The organism is Campylobacter sp. RM16704, from assembly GCF_000816245.1.
Taxonomy (GTDB): Bacteria; Campylobacterota; Campylobacteria; order Campylobacterales; family Campylobacteraceae; genus Campylobacter_D.
The window spans coordinates 1,045,472-1,067,800 of the sequence record NZ_CP007769.1 but is presented as its reverse complement, the minus strand read 5'-3'; the positions used below and the strand labels follow the sequence as shown (position 1 = coordinate 1,067,800).

The window sequence follows — 22,329 nt, the reverse complement described above, 5'->3', positions numbered from 1 at the left end:
TTAAAACCTACTTTTTTCAAAATTTATGCCTAAAATTCCTGTTGGTTTGAAAAGTAAAATTAATACCAAAAAGATAAAGGCAAAAGCATCTTTAAATCCTGAAAGATCAGGGAAAACAGCAACCACCACTACTTCTGTAAAACCTATGATTAATCCACCTAAGACTGCTCCAGCAACAGAGCCAATTCCACCTAATACAGCGGCTCCAAAAGCTTTAAGTCCTATAAGAGTTCCCATGCTAGGTTCAACTGAAGGATAGCTAACTGCCCAAAATATACCACCAATGGCAGCTAAAGCTGAACCTAATGCAAAAACAATAGCTATGATACGATTTGCATCAATTCCCATTAAATTTACAGTATGTATATCAAAAGCTAAAGCTCTAATAGCAATACCATATTTACTTTTATAGAGTATAAATAAAACTATTAATAATATAAAAAAAGTTAAAATTGGAACCAAAATACTATTAACACTAATACTAAGACTATTAAAACTTAATACTGTTTCAAGATAATTTGGAACAGGGAAATATTTTGGAGTAGAGCCAAATAAAACATTAAAAACATTTTGTATTAGAAAACTTATTCCTATTGCTGTTATGAGTAATGAAATTCTAGGTGCTTTTCTTAAAGGTTTATAGGCAATTTTATCTATAGCTATACCCAAAGCTGCAGCAAAAAGCATAGCTAAAGAAAGAGCACCCAAAAAAGGTACATTCATACTTGTAACACAAAATAAAGCTGCGTATGCACCTACCATCATAATATCGCCATGTGCAAAATTAATTAGTCTTAAAACACCATAAACCATTGTATAGCCTATAGCAATAAGCGCATACATACTGCCTAAGCTAAATCCGTTTATAATCTGTTGTAATATTAAAGAATTATCCATTGACTCTCTATTTTATGGAAGAATTAAGTCTTTATAAACTTGTTTTTGGTTTTCTATTGACTTTATAACGATTGAGCGTGTTGCATTTCCGCTTTTATCAATATTTATAACTCCACTTACCCCTTCAAAATTAGAAGTAGCGTGAATATTATTATTGATACATTCTCTATTAAAATTATCAGTACATTTTTGCATAGCTTCAAAGATTACAAAATATGCATCTGCTCCCATAGCACTGAAATTTGGAACTTCTTTATTATTTTTTTCTTTTTCATAAGCCTGTATAAAATTTTTAGATAATTTTGTAGGAGGGTTATGATAATCAAAACTATCAGTAAATAAATATCCTTCTGCTGCATCTTGTGCAAGATTTATAAAAGTTTCATCAGCTACTCCATCAGCTGAACCCATAGGGATATTTAAACCCATAGCTTTAGCTTGTCTTGCAAATAAAGAAGCTTCTGTATAATACACAGGAAGATAAATAAAATCAGGATTTAAATTCTTAATTTGTGAAAGTATAGCTTTAAAGTCTTTATCGCCCGCAGTGATTCTAAATTTATCTAAAATTTTTCCACCTTGTTTGTTAAATTCTTTCTCGAAAGCTTTTGTTAAACCTAAGGAATAATCCGCACTTTGATCACTAACGATCACAGCTTTGCTATAATTTAATTTATTTTTAACATAACTAGCTAAAGAAGAGCCTTGAAAACTATCCATAAAGCAAACTCTACTTGCGTATAATTTTTTATTTAAAAGCTTATCGGCTGTTGCTGCAGGAGCAACTACTGGAACCTTTTTTTCTTCACCAATTCTAATAACTTGTAAAGTGTTTGCTGTCAACATTTCTCCAATAAGTGCGTAAGCTTTGTCTTGTGAAACCAATCTTGTACTAGCATTAGCACTTTCTATTTTATCGCCTTTTGTATCTACCACTACAAGATTTACTTTATCTCCGTTACTTAAAGTATTTTTCATTGAATTGGCAATTTTGATACCATCTAAAGCACTTTGTCCATAAGCTGCTGTCGATCCTGTTAAAGGAAGAACCACACCAATATTAATTTCTTTTGCCTGAATATAGTTGGCAGTTATAATTGATAATATAGCTATACTAATTTTTTTCATCTTTAACCTTTCAAGGATTAATAATAGTTTTATAAACTTGTTTTTGATTTTGTATTTCTTTGATAACTACAGAACGACTTGCATTTCCACTTTTATCTATACTTATAAGTCCACCAACACCTTCAAAATTAGAAGTTGAGTGAATTTTTTCATTAATACATTGTGGAGTAAGAGTATTAATACACTCATTCATTGCATTTACCATTACATAATAAGCATCAGCACCCATAGCTGAAAAAGCTGGAAGTTCTTTTGTTCCATAGGATTTTTCATAAGCTTGTATAAAATTTTTAGATAAATTTGTTGGAGGGTTGTTATAATCAAAACTATCTGTAAATACTACTCCATTTACAGCATCTCCACCTAATTCAATGAAAGTTTTATTATTTACCCCATCACCTGCACTTAAGAGTTTGTTAAAACCTACAGCTTTTGCCTGTCTTGCAATTAAGGCAGCTTCTGGATGATAAATTGGCATATAAACAAAATCAGGATTAATATTTTTTAGTTGAGAAACTATAGCTTTAAAATCCTTATCTCCTGAAGATATGGTTAATTTTTTAAGTACTTTCCCACCATTTTGTTTAAATTCTTTTTCAAAAGCTTTAGCTAAACCTAAAGAATATACATTACTTTGATCGACTATAACTACAACGCTTTTTAAATTCAAGTTTTTATAAGCATAATTAGCAAATTTATCTCCTTGGAAACTATCCATAAAGCAAACTCTACTTGCATAAGTTTTTTTCTCTAAAAGTTTATCTCCTGATGCAACTGGTGCTATAGCTGGAATTTTTCTTTCTTCTGCTATAGATAAAACTTGCATAGTATTTGGAGTAACAGCTTCTCCTATAAGTCCTAAAACTTTATCTTGAGAGATAAGTCTTGTTGTAGCATTAGCTGTTTCTATTTTATCCCCTTTTGTATCTACGGCTATAATTTTAACACTATCTCCATTTTTCAAATTAGGGTTTATGGTATTAGCTAACTTTATACCTTCATACACATCATTGCCATATGCAGCTAAACTTCCAGTTAATGGTAAAACAATTCCTATTTTCACTTCTGCTGCATATATTGTACTAGCACAAAATAAACTAGCAAGTAGTAGATTTTTTTTCATATTGTCTCCTTTTTGTTATTTTAAAAATATATTGTTTTTGGTTTTTTGCTTAGGTTCTTCTTCTAGTAAATCTTGTTGATTAAGCTCTATAGAAAAGTTTTGTCCTTTTAAATAAGCAATGATATGATTTATATCATTATCACTTAGTTTTTTAGCATATAAACTCATTTGAATATTATCACTTGATTGATTTTCAAAATATCCATTAGCATAGTCTTTTAAAGCTCCTTTGATTTCTTCTGGACTTAGGTCTTTAATAGCTCTTTTACCATAGGATTTTTTTTCTCCATTTTCTCCATGACAAGTATTGCATTTATTTTTAAAATAAAGTTCTTTTGCTTTTGTTAAATCATAGCTAATATTATCGTTAAAAGTATAAGTAAATAAAGACTTTATATTAAAAGCCATTAAAGAATTTATAAAAAAGATACTAGTTATAATTAAACGTAACATATAATATGCCTTTTTAAATACAAATAAAATTTAATTATATCTAAAAAAAATAAATAATTCTTAATTTTAAAGATTTATATAAATAAAATATCAAAATATTAAAAAACTAAAGGAAAATAATTTTACAAGTTTAAGCTAAGCCAAAAAGGCTTAGCTTTTATAATTAGAATTTGTATAAAGCTTCAAGTCTGATGAATTGATCATCATAATCATCAGCACCTTGAGTGTTGAAATCTTCAGTTAAGTAAGAATAAAATCCACTAAATGTAAGTTTTGGACTATAAGCATAAGATACACTTGCAACATATTCGTTTTTATCTATATCACGACCAATTTGCTCAGATTTACCACCTACATAGTCAAATCCTACTCTTAGTGTTTCAGCAAAAGTATAACCTAAACCTGCAAAGTAGAAGAAGTTTTCACCAATATCACCTCTTAAATCACTACCATGAGAATAGAAAATTTGTTCACCTGGAGCAATTACTTGACCTTTATCTTCTAATACAACTACACTTCCTTTATCTTTTTCACCATAGCCTACAACACCTAATTGGAAATCAAATGCAGAAATATCTCCACTTAATTTAGCTGCATAGAAGCTACCATTATCTACAATGTTTCCGTAGTAGTTTTCAAAATCGCCATCTAAGCTATTGCCTAAATATTGACCTTGGATTTTGAAGTTTGCATCATTGAAGCTGAATTTATAGCTAGCATCAATTGCATATAAGAACGCATTGTTAGCTGAATAAGCAGCCCATAATTGGAAAGCAAATGGATCAAAATCGCCTAATACAGCAGCACCATATAGTGAAGATTTATTTAGTTTTGTTGGACCAAAATCACCATCATCAACATAGTTTAAAGCATCAAACCAATAACCTGCAAAAGTTAAACCTTCGATAGAATTATTAACGATTTTAGCTCCTGTGCCTACTGCATCATCAGTCCAAATAGAACCAACTTCTAATTTACCGAAAGTTACGCTTGTAGCATAAGTTTCGTTAGTGTATTCTAAGTAAGCTTGTTTTACACCAAATGTATCTTTTGTTCTAGTACCAAGATTTTCTTGTGCTTGACTACCAAAACCAGAATCTGTTGAATCGTATTCAAATTGAACGAAAGCTTTGAAATTATCATCTAAAGCTGCTTTGAAATTTAGTTGTGATTTGAATTTGTGTTGATTGTTTTTTGAGCTATTAAATCCATCTAAGATTTTATCACCACTTAGACCAGCATTGTTTCCAATATCTAGTCTGTCAGATTCAAATCTGTATCTTAACATTCCTGATACATCAACATCTTTTATAGCTTCTTCAAGTGAAACAGCATTAGCTGCTGAAAAAGCACCTGCAGCCAAAGCTGCTACTAAGCTAAGTTTAACTAATTTCATAAAAAATTTCTCCTTGTTTAAATTAATTAGGACAAATTATAGCATAATTTTATAAGAAAATTATTAAAGTTGGTAATTAAAGTGCAAAAATAAGAAATTTTTTGAAGTATTTTTAGTGAATTATTTTAAGAATATATTAATAATATTATAAAGTTATTTAAAGAATTTGACTTAATCTAGTTTTAAGTTAAATTCTTTTAAAAAATTAACTCTTCTTCAATCAAGAAATTAACTAATTACTTATTTTTCATTGTCCATATTAATATTTATGAGTTAAATTTTAACATTTTAATTTTTTAATAATATTGTCTAACTTATTATCATTGCCTTGTTTTAATTCTTCTAGTGCTTCTATAGCAGGAATGAAATCTTCTATTTCATCAAGGTAATTTTCTAAAGCACTACGAAGTATTTTTGCTTTCTTCTTTTTAGAAGACTTAGCTACCTGATCTAAGCGATTATAAAGTTCATTTGATAAAATTAAAGTATAGCGTTTATTCATTTTTGTACCTTTATTTTGGTTTTATTATTTCTTGGCAAATTTTACATTTGTAATTAGCACCACATGTTTGAATTTTTTGATAAATTTCATAAGGAACTTTATGAATTTTCCCAGGGCAAGAGCAAATGTATTCATAATTTTCTTGCTTTTTTTGTTGAATGTTTGATTTATCATCGTAATCAGGTTGGGTTCTATGCCATTTTTCTATTTTCATATCTTCTTTAAGAATATGCTCTAAAAGCCATTTAGATGCAATAACATTTAGTTTTTCTTTCAAATCATTTGTACTTTTGATGTTTTGAATAAGATCTATCATAGATTGTATGATGCCTTTGTGAATTTTTTGATGATTAGGTAAGTCTGGATAGCCTATTTTAGCCATATATTTTTCTTCTTCTGCAAAATGTTCTTTCATGTAATTAAAAAAATCAGCAAGTAAAAATTTAATTTGTCCTTTGTGGATAGGTCTATCTGAAATCATTTCAACATTTGCTGCGAGCTCAAAAAGTTTTTTATGTTGCTTATCTATTTCATCATTGTGAATACTATATTTATCACACCACTTTGGTAGCATATTCATTCCTTAATGCACTATTATAAAGATTTTCTGAAAAAATTATAATTTGCATTATTTTAAAATAAGATTAATTTTCATTAATTTTCAGTTAAATCTTTACAATAAACTAAATCGGTTAAGCATTTTTTGCATTTAAATTTCGCTTTAGAATATTGTATTTTTAAATGAATTTCATAGGATATTTTGTGTATTCTTCCTTCACACTGGCATTGATATGAGAAAATTCTAGGTTTTATTGTTTCTTCTTTATCGGAATTATTTTTTTGATTTTTTTCATGAGTATTTTTTCTCCAGTATTCTATCATTGCATCATGTTGAAGAATGTGTTCTATAAGCCATGAATTAACTATTGTATAAAGTTTTTCTTTTAAATCGTTAGTGCTTTTTATATTTTGTATTAGTTTTATCATAGAATGAGTGATTTGTTTATGCATTAGTTTATGTTGGCTTAGGTATGGATAATTTATTTCATGCATATAAGTTTCTTCATCTTGAAAATGAATTTTTATATAATTAAAAAAATCTGCGATAATTTTTTTTAATTCTATTTGATAAATAGATCTATCAGAAAATTCTTCAACTTTTGCTGCTAATTCAAAAAGTTTTTGATGTTGAAGATCTATTTTTGGATTGTTAATGCTATATTTTTGATCCCATTCAGGTAGCATAAAAGTTCCCTAATGTATTAAAATAACTAGTATTATAAAATAATATTCTTTAGATATGATAAATTCATTTTAATTTTAATATAAAATAAATATAATTTTTTAAAAAGGTTAAAAATGGCAACTCAAATTCTTTTACTAGAAGATGATATTAATTTAGGAGAAATTGTTAGTGAATTTTTAGAGGAAGAAGGTTTTAGTGTAACTTTAGTGGATAATGCTCAAGAAGCACAAGATAAAGCATATGAGAAAAATTTTGACTTATGGATTTTAGATGTAAAAGTTCCTTTAGGAGATGGTTTTAGTATTCTTAAAAATTTAAGAGAGTCGGGTAAATATACTCCAGCAATTTTTATGACTTCTTTAAATACCACAATAGATTTACAAAAAGGTTTTGAAAGTGGCTGTGATGATTATATTAAAAAACCTTTTGAGTTAGAGGAATTAAAAATCAGAATTAATGCTATTTTAAAACGCTCTTTTGCTCATAAAAATGAAGATTATGAGGATTTGGGAAATGGCTTTAAATTTGCACTTGTTTCTCAGACTTTATATAAAGGCGATAAACCTTTGTCTTTACCTTTAAAAGAATTAAAACTTTTATCTTTGTTGTTAAAAAATAAAGGAAAATTTATAGATACAGCTTATATTTTCGAAGAAATTTGGGAGTACGATCAAGAACCAAGCGAACTTAGTTTAAGAGCTTATGTGAAAAATTTGAGAAAACTTTTGGGTAAAGATAGTATTATTAATCAAAGAGGAAGAGGGTATTGTTATGTATGAAGCCAAACGCGTCGCGTGGCAAATTCTCTCTTTATATTTGATAAGCATAGGAAGTATTCTTATAATACTTTTTGGAATATGGTATACAAAATTAATAGAAGATTTAATAAATAATTATACATTAAAATTAAAACAAGAACATCGTTTTGTAATTTTACAAATGCAAAAAGATCGTTTTGAGCCTATAGAAAAAAGTGCTGAAAAAATTTCTAAAATCACAAAAATAAAATTTGCTATTTTTGATAGAACTAAAGTATATTTTTCCAATCTTAATTTACCCGCACAAACTACATTTTTTCAATTAAATGATACTAGTATTTATAATAGCAATACTTTAATTTATGTAGCTGATGTAAATTTAAATAGTTTGTTATTGGGTAATTATAATGAACAAGATGTTTTAGAAAAACTAGGTAATGTAAATCGTTTAAAAGTTTTAATTGAAGGTAATGATATATCCAAAGAACTTGCATTTATAAGATTTAAAGTAGCTTTAGCTATGGTTTTTTCTTTGATTTTTGTAAGTATAATGGGGTATTTGATACTTAAATTTGCTCTCAAGCCCTTAGAAATGAGAATAAGATTTTTAAATAATTTTATAAAAGATACTACTCATGAAATTAATACTCCTATTAGTGCTATACTGATGAGTGTTGAAAGTTTAGAGAGAAAAAATAGTTTTGAAGAAATTAAAGTTTTAAAACGTATAAAAATAGCTGCTTTAACATTGAATCATTTATATTCTGATTTAACTTTTTTAAATTTCTCTCAAGTTTATGAAACCAAAAAAGATTGGATTATCTTAAAAGATTTAATTCAAGATAGAATGGAATATTTTAAGATATTTTTAGAACAAAAAAATATTAATTTAGATCTTATCTTAAAAAACGAGGGAAAAATTTATGCCAGTAAGGAGCAATTTTTTAAGATGTTTGATAATCTTATTAATAATGCAATTAAATACAATAGAAGAAATGGTCAAATAAGAATTATACTTTTAGAGCAAAAACTTATAATAGAAGATAGCGGATGTGGCATAGCAAAAGAAAATTTGTCTAATATTTTTGAAAGATATTCAAGATTTAATGAAAGTCAAGGTGGGTTTGGCATAGGACTTTCTTTGGTAAATAAAATTTGTAAAAATCATCATATAAATATAAAAGTAGAAAGTGAATTAAATAAAGGAACCAAATTCATTTTAACTTGGAAAAACTAAAGTTATTTGTTGCTCATTTTAGCTTTTTCTTTGGCGTTTATAAGTGTTGTGATAACTTTATTAAGTTCTTTGGTATCGCTTTGGTTTAAAGTTTGTAGAGTGTGATTTAGTATTTGGGAAATTAAAAGTTCATTGCTTAAGTCATTATCGCCAAATTCTTTAGCTTTTTGTAAAATTTTTAAAGCAAGTAGATTTTTTACTTCATACATTTTAATCCTTTAAATAAATTACACTAGTAATGCGTTTTGTGGTTTGATTTTTTCTGTAAGAAAAAAATCTTTCATCATCAAAAGTGCAAAGATTAATGTCAAAAATATTTTTAATTCCTAATTCTTTTGCCTGGAATTTAACTAATGCTTTTAAATTAAGTTTATTTTCATGTAAAAAAGGTGCAAAATTTTCTTTGCTATAGTCTAAAATTTTACCACTAATCTCATAATTTTTAGCACAAATTCCTGCTGAAATGATAAGTTTTAAATTTTTTGTTTGAGTATTGAAACTTTCTTGCATATTCAAAACAGCTTCTTTTAAGATATTTTCAAAACACCCTTTTCTGCCAGAATGTAATGCCGCTATAGCTTTATTTTCATCATCATATAATAGCAAAGGCAAACAATCAGCACTTAAAATACACAAAGCTATACTTTTCTCATTACTAATTACCCCATCAGCATTAAAAGAAAAATCTTTATTATAATGAGTAATGATGTTAGAATGAATTTGGTCTAAAAATACACATTTTGTTATAGAATTTTCCCAAGGAAAAATATTGCCATGAATCTTTGCTCTAAAAACATTATAATCTCGATCAAAAGCCATAAAAGCCTTAACAAAATCATTTTCTAATAAAGTGATGTGATCTTGTCTATTTGTTGCCATGAGATTTCTTTTTTATAATTTAATTGTCTATATATGTATCTTGCTAAAAGATCACTTTCTATATTAACACGCCTTCCTATAATGTAGCTTTTAAACAAGGTTTCTTTAAAAGTTATAGGAATGATAGTTAAACGAATACCATCTTTTAAAACTTCATTTATGGTTAAACTTACTCCATCTATGGCTACGCTTGCTTTATTTGCCATATAAATTTGTATATCATCAGGACATTTAATATAAAAATCAACCCCATTTTCTTTTGTAGAAATATTAGTAATTTCACCTATACCATCAATATGTCCTTGTATTAAATGTCCATCTATCTTATCACCATAAGCTAATGCAGGCTCAATATGCACATAATCTTTTAAATTTTCAATAGCTATGTGAGTTCTTGTTTCATAAGAAAGTTCAAGATTAAAACCATCATCAAAAAGTTTTGTTACGCTCAAACACGCACCATTGACTGCTATACTATCGCCTAGTTTTGGTTTGTAGTTTGCTTTTAATCTTAAAGTGTTATTTTGATATGATTTAACAAAGGCTAATTCGCGGATTAATCCATTAAACATTCAATACCTTTTAGTTTTTATGGGATTTTATCTAAAACTTTTAAATTTCAAAAAGTATTTTTAGTATTTTATTTTAAAAAATATTATATAATTTTTGCCTTTTTATAAAAATGGGGTCAAAATATGTATGATATAATCGTAATAGGTGGTGGACATGCTGGGGTCGAAGCCAGTGCTGCTGCTGCAAGAATGGGCAAAAAAACTTTACTTTTAACTACTTTAATCGAACAAATTGGTGCTGCAAGTTGTAATCCTGCTATAGGTGGTTTAGCAAAAGGACATTTAGTAAAAGAGCTTGATGCTATGGGCGGACTTATGGGGCAAATTACTGATGAAGCTGGAATTCAATTTAGAATTTTAAATGAAAGCAAAGGTGTTGCAGTGCGTGGAAGTAGAGCACAAATTGATATGGATGCTTATAGAATTTGTGCTAGAAATAAGCTTTTAAAGCTTGAAAATTTAGAAATTTCTCAAGAGCAAGCTTTGTCTTTGATTGTTGAAAATGACGAGCTTAAGGGTGTTAAAACAAATTTAGAAAATACATATTTTGCAAAAAAAATTATACTTACAACTGGGACTTTTTTAAATGGACTTATTCATATAGGTGAAACTAAGCTTCAAGCAGGCAGGGTAGGTGAGCTTGCTTCTGTAAATTTGGGTGAGTATTTAAAACAAAGCGGTTTGAAAGTAGGAAGATTAAAAACAGGGACTTGTCCAAGAGTGGATGCTAAAAGTATTGATTTTAGTGTTTTAGAAATTCAACCTGGAGATGAAAATCCCAAAGCTTTTAGTTTTAGAACAAAAAAATTTAAGCCTAACCAACTTCCTTGTTATATAGCAAGAACTAATCTTACCACTCATGAGATTATAAAAAGTAATTTTTATCGTGCTCCACTTTTTACTGGACAAATTGAAGGTATAGGACCAAGATATTGTCCTTCTATAGAAGATAAAATTAATCGTTTTAGTGATAAAGAAAGCCACCATTTATTTATAGAACCACAAACTAAAGATGCTACAGAATATTATATCAATGGATTTTCTACTTCTTTACCTTATGAGGTGCAAATTGCAATGCTAAGAAGTGTAAAGGGTTTTGAAAATGCTAAAATTACGCGTTTTGGTTATGCTATAGAATATGATTATATTGATCCAACTGAATTAAAACATACCTTGGAAACTAAAAAGATTAAAAATTTATATTGTGCCGGACAAATTAATGGAACGACTGGTTATGAAGAAGCTGCAGCACAAGGTTTTATGGCTGGAGTGAATGCAGTTTTAGCAATTGATGAAAAAGAACCTTTTGTATTAAGGCGTGATGAAGCTTATATAGGGGTATTGATCGATGATTTGGTAATGAAAGGCACTAAAGAGCCTTATAGAATGTTTACTTCAAGAGCAGAATATAGACTGCTTTTAAGAGAAGAAAATGCTATTTTAAGACTTGGAGAATATGGGTATAATTTTAAACTTTTAAACCAAGAAGATTATGCATATATTGATAATATAAAACAAAATGTTGATAAAGGATTAAAATTTTTACTTCAAACCACATGGACACCAAGTAATCAAAACAATGAATTTTTACAAAATATAGAAGAAGAAAAAATTACTTCTATAGTAAGTTTGCAAAAAATCGTTGCAAGAGCAAGTTTTAATATAGAAAAATTAAAAGTCTTAGATGAAATGTTTGCAAATATGGATGAATATTCTTTAAATGAAATTTTAAATGAAGCAAAATATTATCATTATATAGCAATGCAAAAGACGCAAATTGAAAAAATGAAAAATTTAAGCGAAGTAAAAATTCCTGAAAATTTTGATTTTAAAAGTGTGAGCGGTTTAAGTAATGAAGTAGTAGAAAAATTACAAAAATTTAATCCACCAACTATTTTTGCCGCTTCGCAAATTAGTGGTATTACTCCTGCTGCTTTAGATATTTTACATATTTACATCAAGATAAAAAAATAATTTAAAAAATAATGGTTTTGTTAATTTTTTTAGTGACGCTAATTTTATTATTTTGGCGTCCTTTTTCTTTTCCAATATGGGTATATTCTACTTTAGGTGCTATAGTTTGTTTTATAACTAATAAAATCAATATACAAGATATGCTTTTTGTATTTGATTTAATTTGGGATAGTTCTTTAACTCTCATAGGATTAATTTTAATTTCTTTGGCACTTGAAAAAAGCGGTTTTTTTGATTTTATTTCTATTAAAATTATCAAATTTTCAATAACAAGAACAAATAGTGTTAATCTAAACAGAATGCTTTTTCATTTGTTGGTTTTTACTTCTGCTGTGGCAAGTTTATTAGGTAATGATGGAGCTATTTTGGTTGTTACACCTATAGTTGTAGCTATAATATCTAAATTTAAATTTGATAGCAAAAATGATAAATATAAATGTATATATTTTTTATTATTTATAGGTTTTTGTTGTGATTTTTTATCAAATACTTTAATTGTTTCTAATTTGACTAATATTATTACAGCTAAATATTTTCATATAAATTTCTTAGATTTTTTTAAAAATATGTTGATGCCTAGTATTTTAACTTTTGCTGTCTTTGTTTTGATATGTAATATTTTAGGCAGAAAAATTCTACCTAAAAATGTGGTTTTTTTGGATACTAATACAAGTTATTGTAAAAATATTTTTGTGATTAATATGAGTTGTTTGGTTGTATTTACTATTGGACTTTTATTGATAGATAAAGTAAATATTTCTATGGGCGTGTTTACTCTGTTTAGTGCATTTATTTTTTTACTATTAAATTATAAAAGTAATATAAATATTAAATTTATAAAAAAAGCACCATGGGGGATTTTGATTTTTAGTTTTGGTTTATACATTGTTGTGTATGGGTTTTATAAAGAAATTAGTAATGAACTTATTTTAAAATGGATAGATTTTTGGGTTGACTATGAGTTTGTAGGATTAGTAATCTTGGGATTTACTTCAGCTATATTTTCCTCTATTTTTAATAATTTGCCAATTATTATGATTGGAAATTTGGTTTTAAATGACTATTTTAATGATTTTTTTACTATTAAGGAATTAATTTATATTCATATTTTAGGTTGCAACATAGGTTCTAAAATTACACCTATAGGTTCTTTATCTACATTGTTGTGGTTTGAGATTTTGCTAAAATATAATATAAAAATAAAACTTAAAGTCTATTTTTTATACGCTTTTATGTTTGGTACTATTACATTATTTTTTGCAATTTTAGGTGTAAAAATTAATACATATTTATTTTAAAAATAAAGTTGGAATAAAATTTTTTGCAAAAGAAAAAATTTATTATTTTTTAGATAAACTGCTGTATTTTACATACAAATCAAATATAAAGGAAGTAAAATGGCTACATCTGAAAGTAGACGAAGCTTTATGGGTTTTGCCTTTGGAACAGTAGCTGCTGTGGGTGGTGCTTTTTCATTGGTTGCGATGAAAAAAACTTGGGATCCACTCCCTAGCGTGAAAGCAGCAGGTGTTACTACTGTGGATCTTTCTGGCATGAAAGAGGGCGAGCTAAGAACGATTGAGTGGCGTAAAAAACCTATTTTTATATTAAAAAAAGATGCAGATATGGCAAAAGATAGCAATAGAGACGTAGTTATAGGTGATGTTGCTTATACTGTTGTTATCGGTCTTTGTACGCATTTAGGCTGTATTCCAGCTTATGCACCAAGTGAAAAATTATTTAAATGTGCTTGCCATGGTGGCGAATTTGATACAAGCGGTAAGAATGTATTTGGTCCTCCTCCAAGACCTTTGGATATTCCTCCTTTTAGAATTGATGGAACAAAATTAGTATTAGGTGAAGAAGGTCCAGAATATAAAAAAATGATAGCGGAGGCTTAATATGGCACATATAAAAAAAGCTAATGGTATTGTAGATTGGCTTGATCAAAGACTAGCTGTAAATAAACTTTTTGATGTTTTAATGGCTAAGTATTGGATACCAAAACAAATTAATTTTTTATGGGCAATGGGTGTTATTTTAACTACTCTTTTTGTAATTTTATTTGTATCTGGATTGTTTTTGGTTATGTATTACAAACCAGATGTGGCTTTGGCGTTTGATAGTGTAAATAAAACTATTATGCAAGAGGTTGAATATGGTTGGCTTTGGCGTCATATGCACGGTGTAGCTGCTTCGGTTGTATTTTTGATTATATATATTCACATGTTAACAGGAATTTATTATGGTTCCTATAAAAAGGGCCGTGAGATGATTTGGATTAGTGGTATGCTTTTATTTGTTGTATTTTCAGCTGAAGCTTTTAGTGGATATATGTTACCTTGGGGTCAAATGAGTTTTTGGGCTGCACAAGTTATCACACAACTTTTTGGCGGAATTCCTTTTATAGGTGATGCTTTAGTTGTTTGGATAAGAGGCGATTTTGCAGTTTCTGATCCAACATTAACAAGATTTTTTATGCTTCATGTGTGTTTACTGCCAATTGTAATTTTAGCAATTATAGCTTTTCATTTTTATTCTTTAAGAATTCCACATGTAAATAATGAAATTTCAGAAGAAATTGATTTTGATTTAGAAGCTGAGAAGTATTTGGCAGGAGATACAAAAAATTCTAAAGTAATTCCTTTTTGGCCAGGATTTTTAGCTAAAGACTTCATGTATATTGCTTTATTTATGATTTTCTTTTTTTATTTGGTATGTTTTAAATTTAGTTTTGCAATGGATCCAATTAATTTTGATCCTGCAAATTCTTTAAAAACTCCACCTCATATTTATCCTGAATGGTATTTTTTATGGAGTTATGAAGTATTGAGAGGATTTTTCTTTGATATTGGAAGTGTTAAAGCTTTTGATATAGGACTTGCAGCATTTGGTATAGCACAAATTATATTCTTTTTATTGCCTTGGCTTGATAGAAGTGATGTAGTAAAACCAGCACATGAAAGACCAATGTTTTTTGTATGGTTTTGGGTGTTATTGATAGATTTAATTGTACTAACAGTTTATGGAAAACTTCCTCCAACGGGTGTTAATGCTTGGATAGGATTTTATGCTTCTATGGTATTTTTACTATTATTGTTAGTAGTATTGCCAATTATCACTATCATGGAAAGAAAAAGGGGCTAATAATGAGAGAATTAAAAATATTTTTTGTAGTTGTCTTTTTCACAGGTTTAGTTTATTGGGGGGTTGAGCCATATGCTCATTCAGTAATGAATCCTCCTTCAACTCCGGTTAATTTTGACTTTGCAAAAGCTGATGCGGAATTTACCAAAGATGAAGTTGCTTTGAAAGAAAAAGCTTTAATAGATATAAATGCTTCAGGAAGTGAAAAAGCTATCATTAACGCACAAAAAGCATTGGAGCTTGCTAAAAATCAAGAAGAAGCAACTAAACAGTTATGGGAAAAAATTGCAAAAATTGATTTTAGCAAAGGTAATACACAAAAAGGAAAAGAACTTTTCGAAGGAAATTGTATTGCATGTCATGGTGTAAAAGCTGCTGGAATTCCTGCTACTATCACAGATTCTTCTTTAGGTGTAACACCTCCTGATTTAAGTGATGCTGGTGCTATTTATGATGAGAAATTTTTAACTGCATTGATTATTGATCCGGTTAAGGCTTTGCAAATTTCACATAAATTTAATGATGAAAATCCATTCTTGATGCCTGCTTATCCTTTAAGTGGTGATGAAGCACAAGATAATCAAGATTTAGCAGATTTGATCGCATTTTTCAAGAATACAGCTAGTGAGTATGAAAAAGAATTTGATGCAAAATTAAAAGCAGATTTAGAAGAAAAATATGCTAAAAATCAAGAACTTTCAGAGCAAGCAAAAACTGCCTTGATTGCTAAAGAATTTGATTTTGCTAAAAACAAACATACATTTGAAAATGCATGTGGTAGATGTCATGATGTAAAATATGATGGTTTTGTTTCAAGTTCAAATATGAATGATTTGAAAAATTATCTTGGTATGACCCCTCCGGATTTGTCTATGATGATTCGTTCTAAAGGAGAACATTATCTTGAAATTTTCATTAATGAACCTCAAAAGAAAATTCACGGCACAGCTATGCCAAGAGTTGGTTTAAATGAAAAAGCACAAACACAGGTTATTAGTTATCTTGAAAAAGTCGGTGATAGTAAAAAAGAAGAAAGAGAACAAATTGGAATTTATATCATGATATTCTTTGCTATCTTAAGTATTTTTGCTATAGGTTGGAAAAGATCAGTTTGGTCTAAACTGCACTAATTTGCTCTAAAGAACGCCCGATGGCGTTCTTTTTCTTTAAATAATAAGCTAAATATAAAAAAAAATTGTTATAATATCTTCTTCATTTCACACGCATTAATTTCCTTGTTAGGTTGCTTATGGGCTAAAGAATGCGGAGGAATAAACCTAATTATTTTATTTTTAAGGAGAATTTCATGGTAAGCATGAGAGATTTGTTAGAGTGTGGTGTACACTTTGGTCATCAAACAAGAAGATGGAATCCAAAAATGAAAAAATTTATTTTTGGAGAAAGAAAAGGTATCTATGTAATAGATTTGCAAAAAACACTTAGATATTTTAGATATACATATAATATCGTTCGTGATGCTGCAGCAGAAGGTAAAACAATTTTATTTGTTGGTACTAAAAAACAAGCTGGTGGAGCGATTAAAGAATATGCTGAAAAATGTGGTATGCCTTATGTAAATCATAGATGGCTTGGTGGTATGATGACAAATTTTGGAACCATTCGTCAATCAATTAGAAAATTAGAAGTTATAGAAAAAATGGAAGAAGATGGAAGTATTAAGCTTTTAACTAAAAAAGAGGCTTTAATGCTTACTAGAAAAAAAGAAAAATTATTAGCATATCTTGGCGGTATTAGACATATGAAAACACAGCCTGATATGATTTTTGTTATTGATACTGTTAAAGAAAAAATTGCAGTTCAGGAAGCTAATAGATTAAAAATTCCTGTGGTTGCTCCACTTGATACAAATTGCGATCCTGATTTAGTTGATTTTCCAATTCCAGGAAATGATGATGCAATTCGTTCGGTTCAGCTTTTTTGTCAAGAAATGGCTGAGGCAATTAATGAAGGTAAAGCTTTAAGAGAACAAGATGGAGAGGTAAGTGAAGAACAACCAGTTTCTGATGAAGAAAAAAAAGAAGTTTTAGAAGAAGCTATGAGTGAGGAAGATTTTGAAGGAGACAAAGAGTAATGGCTGAAATCACTGCACAAATGGTAAAAGAACTGCGTGAAAGTACTGGCGCAGGTATGATGGATTGTAAAAATGCTTTGAAAGATACAAATGGTGATTTTGAAAAAGCAGTGCAACTTTTAAGGGAAAAAGGTCTTGGTAAGGCTGATAAAAAAGCTGATCGTTTAGCTGCTGAGGGTTTGGTAAGTGTAAGAGTAAGTGATGACTTTAAATGCGCAACGGTAAGTGAGATTAATTCTGAAACAGATTTTGTTGCTAAAAATGAGCAGTTTATTGCTTTAACAAAAGACACAACAGCACATATTCAAGCCAAAAGTCTTGAGAATGTTGAAGAATTGCATTCAAGCGAAATCAATGGTGTTAAATTTGAAGAATACTTAAAAAGTCAAATTGCAACTATTGGTGAAAATTTAGTAGTAAGAAGATTTGCTACATTAAAAGCAAGTGCTAATGGTGTTGTAAATGGTTATATTCACACCAATGGTCGTGTAGGTGTTGTTATAGCTGCAGCTTGTGATAGTGAAACCACAGCTAGTAAGTGTGGAGATTTTTTGAAACATATTTGTATGCATATTGCTGCAATGAAGCCAAGTTATTTATCTTATGAAGAACTTGATATGGATTTTGTAGAAAATGAATATAAGGCTTTAGTTGCAGAATTAGAAAAAGAAAACGAAGAAAGAAGAAGATTAAAAGATCCTAACAAGCCAGAGCACAAAATTCCTAAATATGCAAGTAGAAAACAACTTACTCAAGAAGTGATTCAAGCTGCTGAAGAAGCTATTAAAGCTGAACTTCAAGCACAAGGTAAGCCTGAAAAAATTTGGCCTAATATTATTCCAGGTAAGCTAAATAGCTTCATAGCAGATAATTCCCAACTTGATAGTAGACTTACTTTAATGGGTCAATTTTATGTAATGGATGATAAAAAAACCGTAGAACAAGTAATTGCTGATAAAGAAAAAGAACTTGGTGGAAGTATTAAGATCGTAGAATTTATCCGTTTTGAAGTAGGTGAGGGCTTGGAAAAGAAAACTGAAGATTTTGCTGCTGAAGTTGCTGCACAAATTGGTTAGAAAATGGAATTTTTAAAAGCGGAGAATTTAAGTCATAGTTTTGATATTCCGCTTTTTGAAAATTTAGATTTTTCTTTAAATACAAAAGATTGTATTGCAGTGCAAGGGAGTAGTGGATGTGGTAAATCTACTCTTTTGCATATTTTAGCTACTTTATTAAGACCTAAGTCAGGAAAGGTTTTTTATAATAATCAAGATCTATATGCTTTAACGGATGAAAAATTATTAGATATTCGTAGAAAAGATTTTGGTGTTATTTTTCAAATGCATTATTTATTTAAAGGTTTTTTAACTTTCGAAAATATAGAGCTTGCAAGTATTTTAAGTGAACAAAATATAGATTATGAGTTGTTAAAAAGACTTGATATTGCCAATTTAATGAATCAAAAAATTACAAAATTAAGTGGTGGGCAGCAGCAAAGAGTAAGTATTGCTAGAGTTTTAAGTAAGAGACCTAAAATAATTTTTGCTGATGAGGCTACTGGAAATTTAGATTATAAAAATGCTTTAAATGTTATAGATATTTTGATCGATTATGTAAAAGAAAATAATGCGGCTTTGGTTTTTGTAACTCACGATTATGAACTTGCAAAAAAATGTGATAGGATTTATCGTTTAAATAACCATGGAATTTGTTAAATATTTAAGTGATGATAATGTTGTAATTTTTATGCTTTTATTTGCGAGAATGAGTGGTTTAATTGTTTTTTTTCCATTTTTTTCTCATAATAATATTCCTTTGGTAGTAAAAACAACTTTAGCTTTGTTTTTAACAATGTTTTTATATCCTTTAGCAAAACTTGAAGGTAATACTCCTGATTCTTTTTTTATTTTTTATCTTTTAAGTGAAGTGCTTTTTGGAATGATAGCAGGACTTATTTTACAAATGATTTTTGCTATTTTACAAATGGCTGGTGAGCAAGTATCTTTTACTATGGGATTTTCTATGGCAAGTGTGATGGATCCAACTACTGGAATTAATTCACCAGTTATTTCTCAAATATTAAATTTATTAGCTTTACTTGTTTTTTTAGCCTTTGATGGACACCATTTAATTTTACTTTTTATATCAAATTCATTAGAATACATTAGTTTAGGTGGATTTTATCCACATGAAAATTTAATGCTTTATTTGAATAAAGCTATGGTAAATATTTTTGTTTTGGGGTTTTCTATGGCTTTTCCAATTTTAGCTATTTCATTGCTTTCGGATGTAATTTTTGGAATGCTTATGAAGACTATGCCACAATTTAATCTTTTAGTCGTAGGTTATCCTATCAAAATATTTTTATCTTTTGCGGTGCTTATTGCTATCTTGCTTATTATGATGCAGTATTTTAAAAATTTAGCAATGAGAAGTTTTGAACATATGGAGTTGTTATTTTTTAATATATAAGCAATAAATAATTAAAAATATTTTAAAATAATACATTTTATATTGGGAGATGCAAATGAAGGTTTTATTAGTAAATTCAAACACTGCTGTATCCAAATTAGTTAGTTTAGGAGTGCAAAAATTAGGTTATGATTTTGAAGAAGTATCAAACATTGATGGAATAGTGGATTTTTACGATATTATTATATTAGATCATGATAGTGATATTAATTTAAATGATTTAAAAAATAAATGCAATAGATTGATTTATTTGTTACCTAGAAATCAAGAAAAAAAAGAAGATGTGGAATGTTTATATAAGCCATTTTTACCTACAGATTTTATAGAATTTTTAAGCGGAGAAGAAGTTTCTTTTTCTAGTTTAAATAAGGAAAAAAATGAGAATAATTTAGATGAAGATTTGTTAAATTTTGATGATGTTTTAATTGATAAAGATAATAATGAATTGCTTGAAAATAATTTGCCAAAATATGACAATAAACAAGAAAATAAATTAGATTCGCAAGAAGAAAATTTTGAAGAGCAAATAGAAAACGATTTAAATTTTGATGATAAGTTGGAAATCGAAGAAGAAAAATTAGAAGATAGTATGCCAGATAAAACTTTTCCTACAGAAGAAAATGTAGAAGAAAATGTAGAAGAAAATGTAGAAGAAAATGTAGAAGAAAATGTAGAAGAAAATGTAGAAGAAAATGTAGAAGAAAATGTAGAAGAAAATGTAGAAGAAAATGTAGAAGAAAATGTAGAAGAAAATGTAGAAGAAAATGTAGAAGAAAATGTAGAAGAAAATGTAGAAGAAAATGTAGAAGAAAATGCCACCGCCGTAATTGGATCTTTTAGTGAATTGCCTGTAGTTGAGGAAATAAATGAAAAGGAAATGAATTTTGATGATATACCACACGATGCTCAATTTATTGGTGATAAAAAACTAGATGATATTACTGTAGAAGAAAATGAGCCTTTAGTAGAAGAGTTGCTAGAAGAAGATAGAAGCATTGATTTTCATCCTAATGAAGAGGAAATAAGTGCTGAAGATAAAATCAAAGAAGAACTTGCTGCTATTGATGAACTTGATGAGGAAAATAACAATATTATCGAAAATGAAAAGCAAGAAGTGAGTGAAGAAAAATCAATCCAAATGGATAATGAAAAGTTATTAGATGATTTATTAGAAGAAGATTATTCTATAGATGAAAATAAATCTATTGAGACTTTTAATGAAGATTTTATAGATGAAAAACAAATAGGTATTGATGATTTATCTCAAAATATTCAGCCTAAAAATATAGAGGAAAATATGAATAAAAATTTAAATGAAGAGCAAGATGAGTTTGCAAATATAAATGAAAATGATATTATGTTAGCTTTGGGCGAAGAGGTTTTAACAGATGATTTAATGCAAAAAAAAGATTTTACATTAGAAGAAGATAGTAAAGTGGATAGTTTACAAGATGATGAAGTGGTAAATGAACTTAGTAAAAGTATAGCACAAACTATCACTTCAAGCATTACAGATGATACTCTAAAAGCAGCTTTAAAGGGTATGAAAATGAATATAAACATTAATATAAGCTTTGATGAGGATAAACATTGAGTGGTCAAATTTTAATCATCTCAGGACCAAGTGGAGCAGGGAAGAGCACCTTGCTTCAAAGGCTTTTTAAAGAAAAAGATAATATTTATTTTTCTATTTCAAGCACAACAAGAGCTCCAAGAGAAAATGAAAAAAATGGAGTAGATTATTTTTTTATTAGTGAAAAAGAATTTAAACAAGGTATAGAAAAGGGTGAATTTTTAGAATGGGCTTTGGTGCATAAAAATTATTATGGTACTTCATTAATACCCGTAAAAAAAGCATTGCAAGAAGGTAAAAGTGTTATTTTTGATATAGATGTGCAAGGTTTTTGTATAGCTAAAGAAAAAATGTCAGATTATATAACTTCTGTATTTATTACAACTAAGAATAAAAAGGAGCTTGAAAAAAGATTACTTAAGCGAAATGCTGATAAAATAGAAGATATTAGTAAAAGATTAGAAAATGCTAGTGGTGAAATGGCTTACTTGGATAGATATGATTTTTTAATCATAAATGATGATCTTGAAAAAAGCTATAAACAACTAGAAGCGGTTTTTGAGGTTTCAAAATTAAAGAATACAAAACATAATTTAAAGCAAATTCAAATTCAATGGAATAAAGGAGAATAAAATGCATATGCCAAGTGGAACTCAATGGTTGATTATATTGCTTATTGTAGTGTTGCTTTTTGGAGCAAAAAAAATTCCAGAACTTGCTAAAGGTTTGGGAAAAGGTATTAAAACCTTTAAAGATGAGATGAATACTGAAGATGATAAAAAAATGACCCATGAAGACACACAAAAAATTGAAAAAATTAATGAAAAAGATATTATTGCAAAAGAAAATGATGAAGAAGTAAAAAAAGTATAAGGTTAAA

At 28.3% G+C, this 22,329-nt stretch carries 25 protein-coding genes; 14 read left to right on the top strand and 11 right to left on the bottom strand.

All coding sequences use genetic code 11. The annotated features are described in order from the left end of the window. From CAQ16704_RS05520 to CAQ16704_RS05485, 8 genes are all read right to left on the bottom strand, one after another. Positions 1-897 (bottom strand): branched-chain amino acid ABC transporter permease, encoded by an 897-nt coding sequence (locus CAQ16704_RS05520; RefSeq protein WP_039667251.1) that lies wholly within the window; start codon positions 895-897, stop codon positions 1-3. Positions 898-909: 12 nt separating this feature from the next. Beyond that, on the bottom strand, positions 910-2,025 hold the full coding sequence (locus tag CAQ16704_RS05515) for an ABC transporter substrate-binding protein (RefSeq protein WP_039667250.1): 1,116 nt from the start codon (positions 2,023-2,025) through the stop codon (positions 910-912). A 10-nt stretch (positions 2,026-2,035) separates the two neighbouring features. Further along, positions 2,036-3,148: an ABC transporter substrate-binding protein gene (locus tag CAQ16704_RS05510; RefSeq protein WP_039667249.1), complete on the bottom strand. Its 1,113-nt coding sequence runs from the start codon at positions 3,146-3,148 to the stop codon at positions 2,036-2,038. A gap of 15 nt (positions 3,149-3,163) precedes the next feature. Next, the gene (locus CAQ16704_RS05505; protein WP_039667248.1) at positions 3,164-3,601 is read right to left on the bottom strand and encodes a c-type cytochrome; all 438 of its coding nucleotides are present in this window, start codon (positions 3,599-3,601) and stop codon (positions 3,164-3,166) included. A gap of 163 nt (positions 3,602-3,764) precedes the next feature. Next, on the bottom strand, positions 3,765-4,997 hold the full coding sequence (locus tag CAQ16704_RS05500) for a major outer membrane protein (protein WP_039667247.1): 1,233 nt from the start codon (positions 4,995-4,997) through the stop codon (positions 3,765-3,767). 280 nt (positions 4,998-5,277) lie between these two features. Continuing rightward, complete coding sequence (locus tag CAQ16704_RS05495) at positions 5,278-5,499, bottom strand: ribbon-helix-helix domain protein (RefSeq protein ID WP_039667246.1); 222 nt, start codon at positions 5,497-5,499, stop codon at positions 5,278-5,280. 10 nt (positions 5,500-5,509) lie between these two features. Beyond that, positions 5,510-6,073, bottom strand: coding sequence for a bacteriohemerythrin (locus tag CAQ16704_RS05490; RefSeq protein ID WP_039667245.1), 564 nt, complete (start codon positions 6,071-6,073; stop codon positions 5,510-5,512). A gap of 80 nt (positions 6,074-6,153) precedes the next feature. Further along, positions 6,154-6,744 (bottom strand): bacteriohemerythrin, encoded by a 591-nt coding sequence (locus CAQ16704_RS05485; RefSeq protein ID WP_039667244.1) that lies wholly within the window; start codon positions 6,742-6,744, stop codon positions 6,154-6,156. Positions 6,745-6,858: 114 nt separating this feature from the next. Here CAQ16704_RS05485 and dccR point away from each other — a divergent pair, with 114 nt between their 5' ends. Next, positions 6,859-7,524 (top strand): two-component system response regulator DccR, encoded by a 666-nt coding sequence (dccR, locus tag CAQ16704_RS05480; RefSeq protein ID WP_039667243.1) that lies wholly within the window; start codon positions 6,859-6,861, stop codon positions 7,522-7,524. Beyond that, positions 7,517-8,740 carry a sensor histidine kinase gene (locus tag CAQ16704_RS05475; protein ID WP_039667242.1) on the top strand — a complete coding sequence of 408 codons (1,224 nt, stop codon included), beginning with the start codon at positions 7,517-7,519 and terminating at the stop codon, positions 8,738-8,740. Before dccR ends, CAQ16704_RS05475 begins: the two co-directional genes overlap by 8 nt. 2 nt (positions 8,741-8,742) lie before the next feature. Here the strand turns inward: CAQ16704_RS05475 and CAQ16704_RS05470 are convergent, their stop codons facing one another. The 3 genes from CAQ16704_RS05470 to ribE are packed head-to-tail and all read right to left on the bottom strand — an operon-like array spanning position 8,743 to position 10,191. Then, positions 8,743-8,949, bottom strand: coding sequence for a hypothetical protein (locus tag CAQ16704_RS05470; RefSeq protein WP_039667241.1), 207 nt, complete (start codon positions 8,947-8,949; stop codon positions 8,743-8,745). 1 nt (position 8,950) lies between these two features. Continuing rightward, on the bottom strand, positions 8,951-9,619 hold the full coding sequence (gene pgeF / locus CAQ16704_RS05465; protein WP_039667240.1) for a peptidoglycan editing factor PgeF: 669 nt from the start codon (positions 9,617-9,619) through the stop codon (positions 8,951-8,953). Then, the gene (ribE, locus tag CAQ16704_RS05460; RefSeq protein WP_039667239.1) at positions 9,583-10,191 is read right to left on the bottom strand and encodes a riboflavin synthase; all 609 of its coding nucleotides are present in this window, start codon (positions 10,189-10,191) and stop codon (positions 9,583-9,585) included. The genes pgeF and ribE overlap by 37 nt, the downstream gene beginning before the upstream one ends. A gap of 123 nt (positions 10,192-10,314) precedes the next feature. Here ribE and mnmG point away from each other — a divergent pair, with 123 nt between their 5' ends. From mnmG to CAQ16704_RS05400, 12 genes are all read left to right on the top strand, one after another. Continuing rightward, positions 10,315-12,165 (top strand): tRNA uridine-5-carboxymethylaminomethyl(34) synthesis enzyme MnmG, encoded by a 1,851-nt coding sequence (gene mnmG / locus CAQ16704_RS05455; protein ID WP_039667238.1) that lies wholly within the window; start codon positions 10,315-10,317, stop codon positions 12,163-12,165. 17 nt (positions 12,166-12,182) lie between these two features. After that, complete coding sequence (locus CAQ16704_RS05450; protein ID WP_158336270.1) at positions 12,183-13,463, top strand: ArsB/NhaD family transporter; 1,281 nt, start codon at positions 12,183-12,185, stop codon at positions 13,461-13,463. Between the two features lie 99 nt (positions 13,464-13,562). After that, entirely contained in the window at positions 13,563-14,066 is a 504-nt protein-coding gene (locus CAQ16704_RS05445; protein ID WP_039667237.1) for a ubiquinol cytochrome c oxidoreductase, 2Fe-2S subunit, read from the top strand. 1 nt (position 14,067) lies between these two features. Beyond that, entirely contained in the window at positions 14,068-15,312 is a 1,245-nt protein-coding gene (locus tag CAQ16704_RS05440) for a ubiquinol cytochrome c oxidoreductase, cytochrome b subunit (RefSeq protein WP_039667236.1), read from the top strand. A gap of 2 nt (positions 15,313-15,314) precedes the next feature. Further along, complete coding sequence (locus CAQ16704_RS05435) at positions 15,315-16,442, top strand: ubiquinol cytochrome c oxidoreductase, cytochrome c subunit (RefSeq protein ID WP_039667235.1); 1,128 nt, start codon at positions 15,315-15,317, stop codon at positions 16,440-16,442. Positions 16,443-16,618: 176 nt separating this feature from the next. After that, positions 16,619-17,404 carry a 30S ribosomal protein S2 gene (rpsB, locus tag CAQ16704_RS05430; protein ID WP_039667234.1) on the top strand — a complete coding sequence of 262 codons (786 nt, stop codon included), beginning with the start codon at positions 16,619-16,621 and terminating at the stop codon, positions 17,402-17,404. Then, a complete protein-coding gene (gene tsf / locus CAQ16704_RS05425) occupies positions 17,404-18,480 on the top strand; it encodes a translation elongation factor Ts (protein WP_039667233.1) in 1,077 nt (358 codons plus the stop codon). The genes rpsB and tsf overlap by 1 nt, the downstream gene beginning before the upstream one ends. Positions 18,481-18,483: 3 nt before the next feature. Next, positions 18,484-19,119, top strand: a complete 636-nt coding sequence (locus CAQ16704_RS05420; protein WP_039667232.1) for an ABC transporter ATP-binding protein — start codon at positions 18,484-18,486, stop codon at positions 19,117-19,119. Next, positions 19,106-19,876, top strand: a complete 771-nt coding sequence (gene fliR / locus CAQ16704_RS05415; RefSeq protein WP_039667231.1) for a flagellar biosynthetic protein FliR — start codon at positions 19,106-19,108, stop codon at positions 19,874-19,876. The genes CAQ16704_RS05420 and fliR overlap by 14 nt, the downstream gene beginning before the upstream one ends. Before the next feature lie 55 nt (positions 19,877-19,931). Further along, positions 19,932-21,470: a hypothetical protein gene (locus CAQ16704_RS08265; RefSeq protein WP_052245014.1), complete on the top strand. Its 1,539-nt coding sequence runs from the start codon at positions 19,932-19,934 to the stop codon at positions 21,468-21,470. Further along, entirely contained in the window at positions 21,467-22,081 is a 615-nt protein-coding gene (locus CAQ16704_RS05405) for a deoxyguanylate kinase / guanylate kinase (protein ID WP_039667230.1), read from the top strand. Before CAQ16704_RS08265 ends, CAQ16704_RS05405 begins: the two co-directional genes overlap by 4 nt. Before the next feature lies 1 nt (position 22,082). Then, positions 22,083-22,322, top strand: a complete 240-nt coding sequence (locus CAQ16704_RS05400; RefSeq protein WP_039667229.1) for a twin-arginine translocase TatA/TatE family subunit — start codon at positions 22,083-22,085, stop codon at positions 22,320-22,322. Positions 22,323-22,329: the final 7 nt, after the last annotated feature.

What these genes read in the sequence shown, in the direction of transcription:
- dccR (WP_039667243.1), top strand. Translation starts at nt 6,859, where the DNA reads ATGGCAACTCAAATTCTTTTACTAGAAGATGATATTAATTTAGGAGAA.
- CAQ16704_RS05515 (WP_039667250.1), bottom strand. Translation starts at nt 2,025, where the DNA reads ATGAAAAAAATTAGTATAGCTATATTATCAATTATAACTGCCAACTAT.
- CAQ16704_RS05475 (WP_039667242.1), top strand. Translation starts at nt 7,517, where the DNA reads ATGTATGAAGCCAAACGCGTCGCGTGGCAAATTCTCTCTTTATATTTG.
- CAQ16704_RS05435 (WP_039667235.1), top strand. Translation starts at nt 15,315, where the DNA reads ATGAGAGAATTAAAAATATTTTTTGTAGTTGTCTTTTTCACAGGTTTA.
- tsf (WP_039667233.1), top strand. Translation starts at nt 17,404, where the DNA reads ATGGCTGAAATCACTGCACAAATGGTAAAAGAACTGCGTGAAAGTACT.
- rpsB (WP_039667234.1), top strand. Translation starts at nt 16,619, where the DNA reads ATGGTAAGCATGAGAGATTTGTTAGAGTGTGGTGTACACTTTGGTCAT.
- CAQ16704_RS05440 (WP_039667236.1), top strand. Translation starts at nt 14,068, where the DNA reads ATGGCACATATAAAAAAAGCTAATGGTATTGTAGATTGGCTTGATCAA.
- CAQ16704_RS05485 (WP_039667244.1), bottom strand. Translation starts at nt 6,744, where the DNA reads ATGCTACCTGAATGGGATCAAAAATATAGCATTAACAATCCAAAAATA.
- pgeF (WP_039667240.1), bottom strand. Translation starts at nt 9,619, where the DNA reads ATGGCAACAAATAGACAAGATCACATCACTTTATTAGAAAATGATTTT.
- ribE (WP_039667239.1), bottom strand. Translation starts at nt 10,191, where the DNA reads ATGTTTAATGGATTAATCCGCGAATTAGCCTTTGTTAAATCATATCAA.
- CAQ16704_RS08265 (WP_052245014.1), top strand. Translation starts at nt 19,932, where the DNA reads ATGAAGGTTTTATTAGTAAATTCAAACACTGCTGTATCCAAATTAGTT.
- CAQ16704_RS05500 (WP_039667247.1), bottom strand. Translation starts at nt 4,997, where the DNA reads ATGAAATTAGTTAAACTTAGCTTAGTAGCAGCTTTGGCTGCAGGTGCT.
- CAQ16704_RS05445 (WP_039667237.1), top strand. Translation starts at nt 13,563, where the DNA reads ATGGCTACATCTGAAAGTAGACGAAGCTTTATGGGTTTTGCCTTTGGA.
- CAQ16704_RS05420 (WP_039667232.1), top strand. Translation starts at nt 18,484, where the DNA reads ATGGAATTTTTAAAAGCGGAGAATTTAAGTCATAGTTTTGATATTCCG.
- mnmG (WP_039667238.1), top strand. Translation starts at nt 10,315, where the DNA reads ATGTATGATATAATCGTAATAGGTGGTGGACATGCTGGGGTCGAAGCC.
- CAQ16704_RS05505 (WP_039667248.1), bottom strand. Translation starts at nt 3,601, where the DNA reads ATGTTACGTTTAATTATAACTAGTATCTTTTTTATAAATTCTTTAATG.
- CAQ16704_RS05490 (WP_039667245.1), bottom strand. Translation starts at nt 6,073, where the DNA reads ATGCTACCAAAGTGGTGTGATAAATATAGTATTCACAATGATGAAATA.
- CAQ16704_RS05495 (WP_039667246.1), bottom strand. Translation starts at nt 5,499, where the DNA reads ATGAATAAACGCTATACTTTAATTTTATCAAATGAACTTTATAATCGC.
- CAQ16704_RS05520 (WP_039667251.1), bottom strand. Translation starts at nt 897, where the DNA reads ATGGATAATTCTTTAATATTACAACAGATTATAAACGGATTTAGCTTA.
- fliR (WP_039667231.1), top strand. Translation starts at nt 19,106, where the DNA reads ATGGAATTTGTTAAATATTTAAGTGATGATAATGTTGTAATTTTTATG.
- CAQ16704_RS05470 (WP_039667241.1), bottom strand. Translation starts at nt 8,949, where the DNA reads ATGTATGAAGTAAAAAATCTACTTGCTTTAAAAATTTTACAAAAAGCT.
- CAQ16704_RS05510 (WP_039667249.1), bottom strand. Translation starts at nt 3,148, where the DNA reads ATGAAAAAAAATCTACTACTTGCTAGTTTATTTTGTGCTAGTACAATA.
- CAQ16704_RS05400 (WP_039667229.1), top strand. Translation starts at nt 22,083, where the DNA reads ATGCATATGCCAAGTGGAACTCAATGGTTGATTATATTGCTTATTGTA.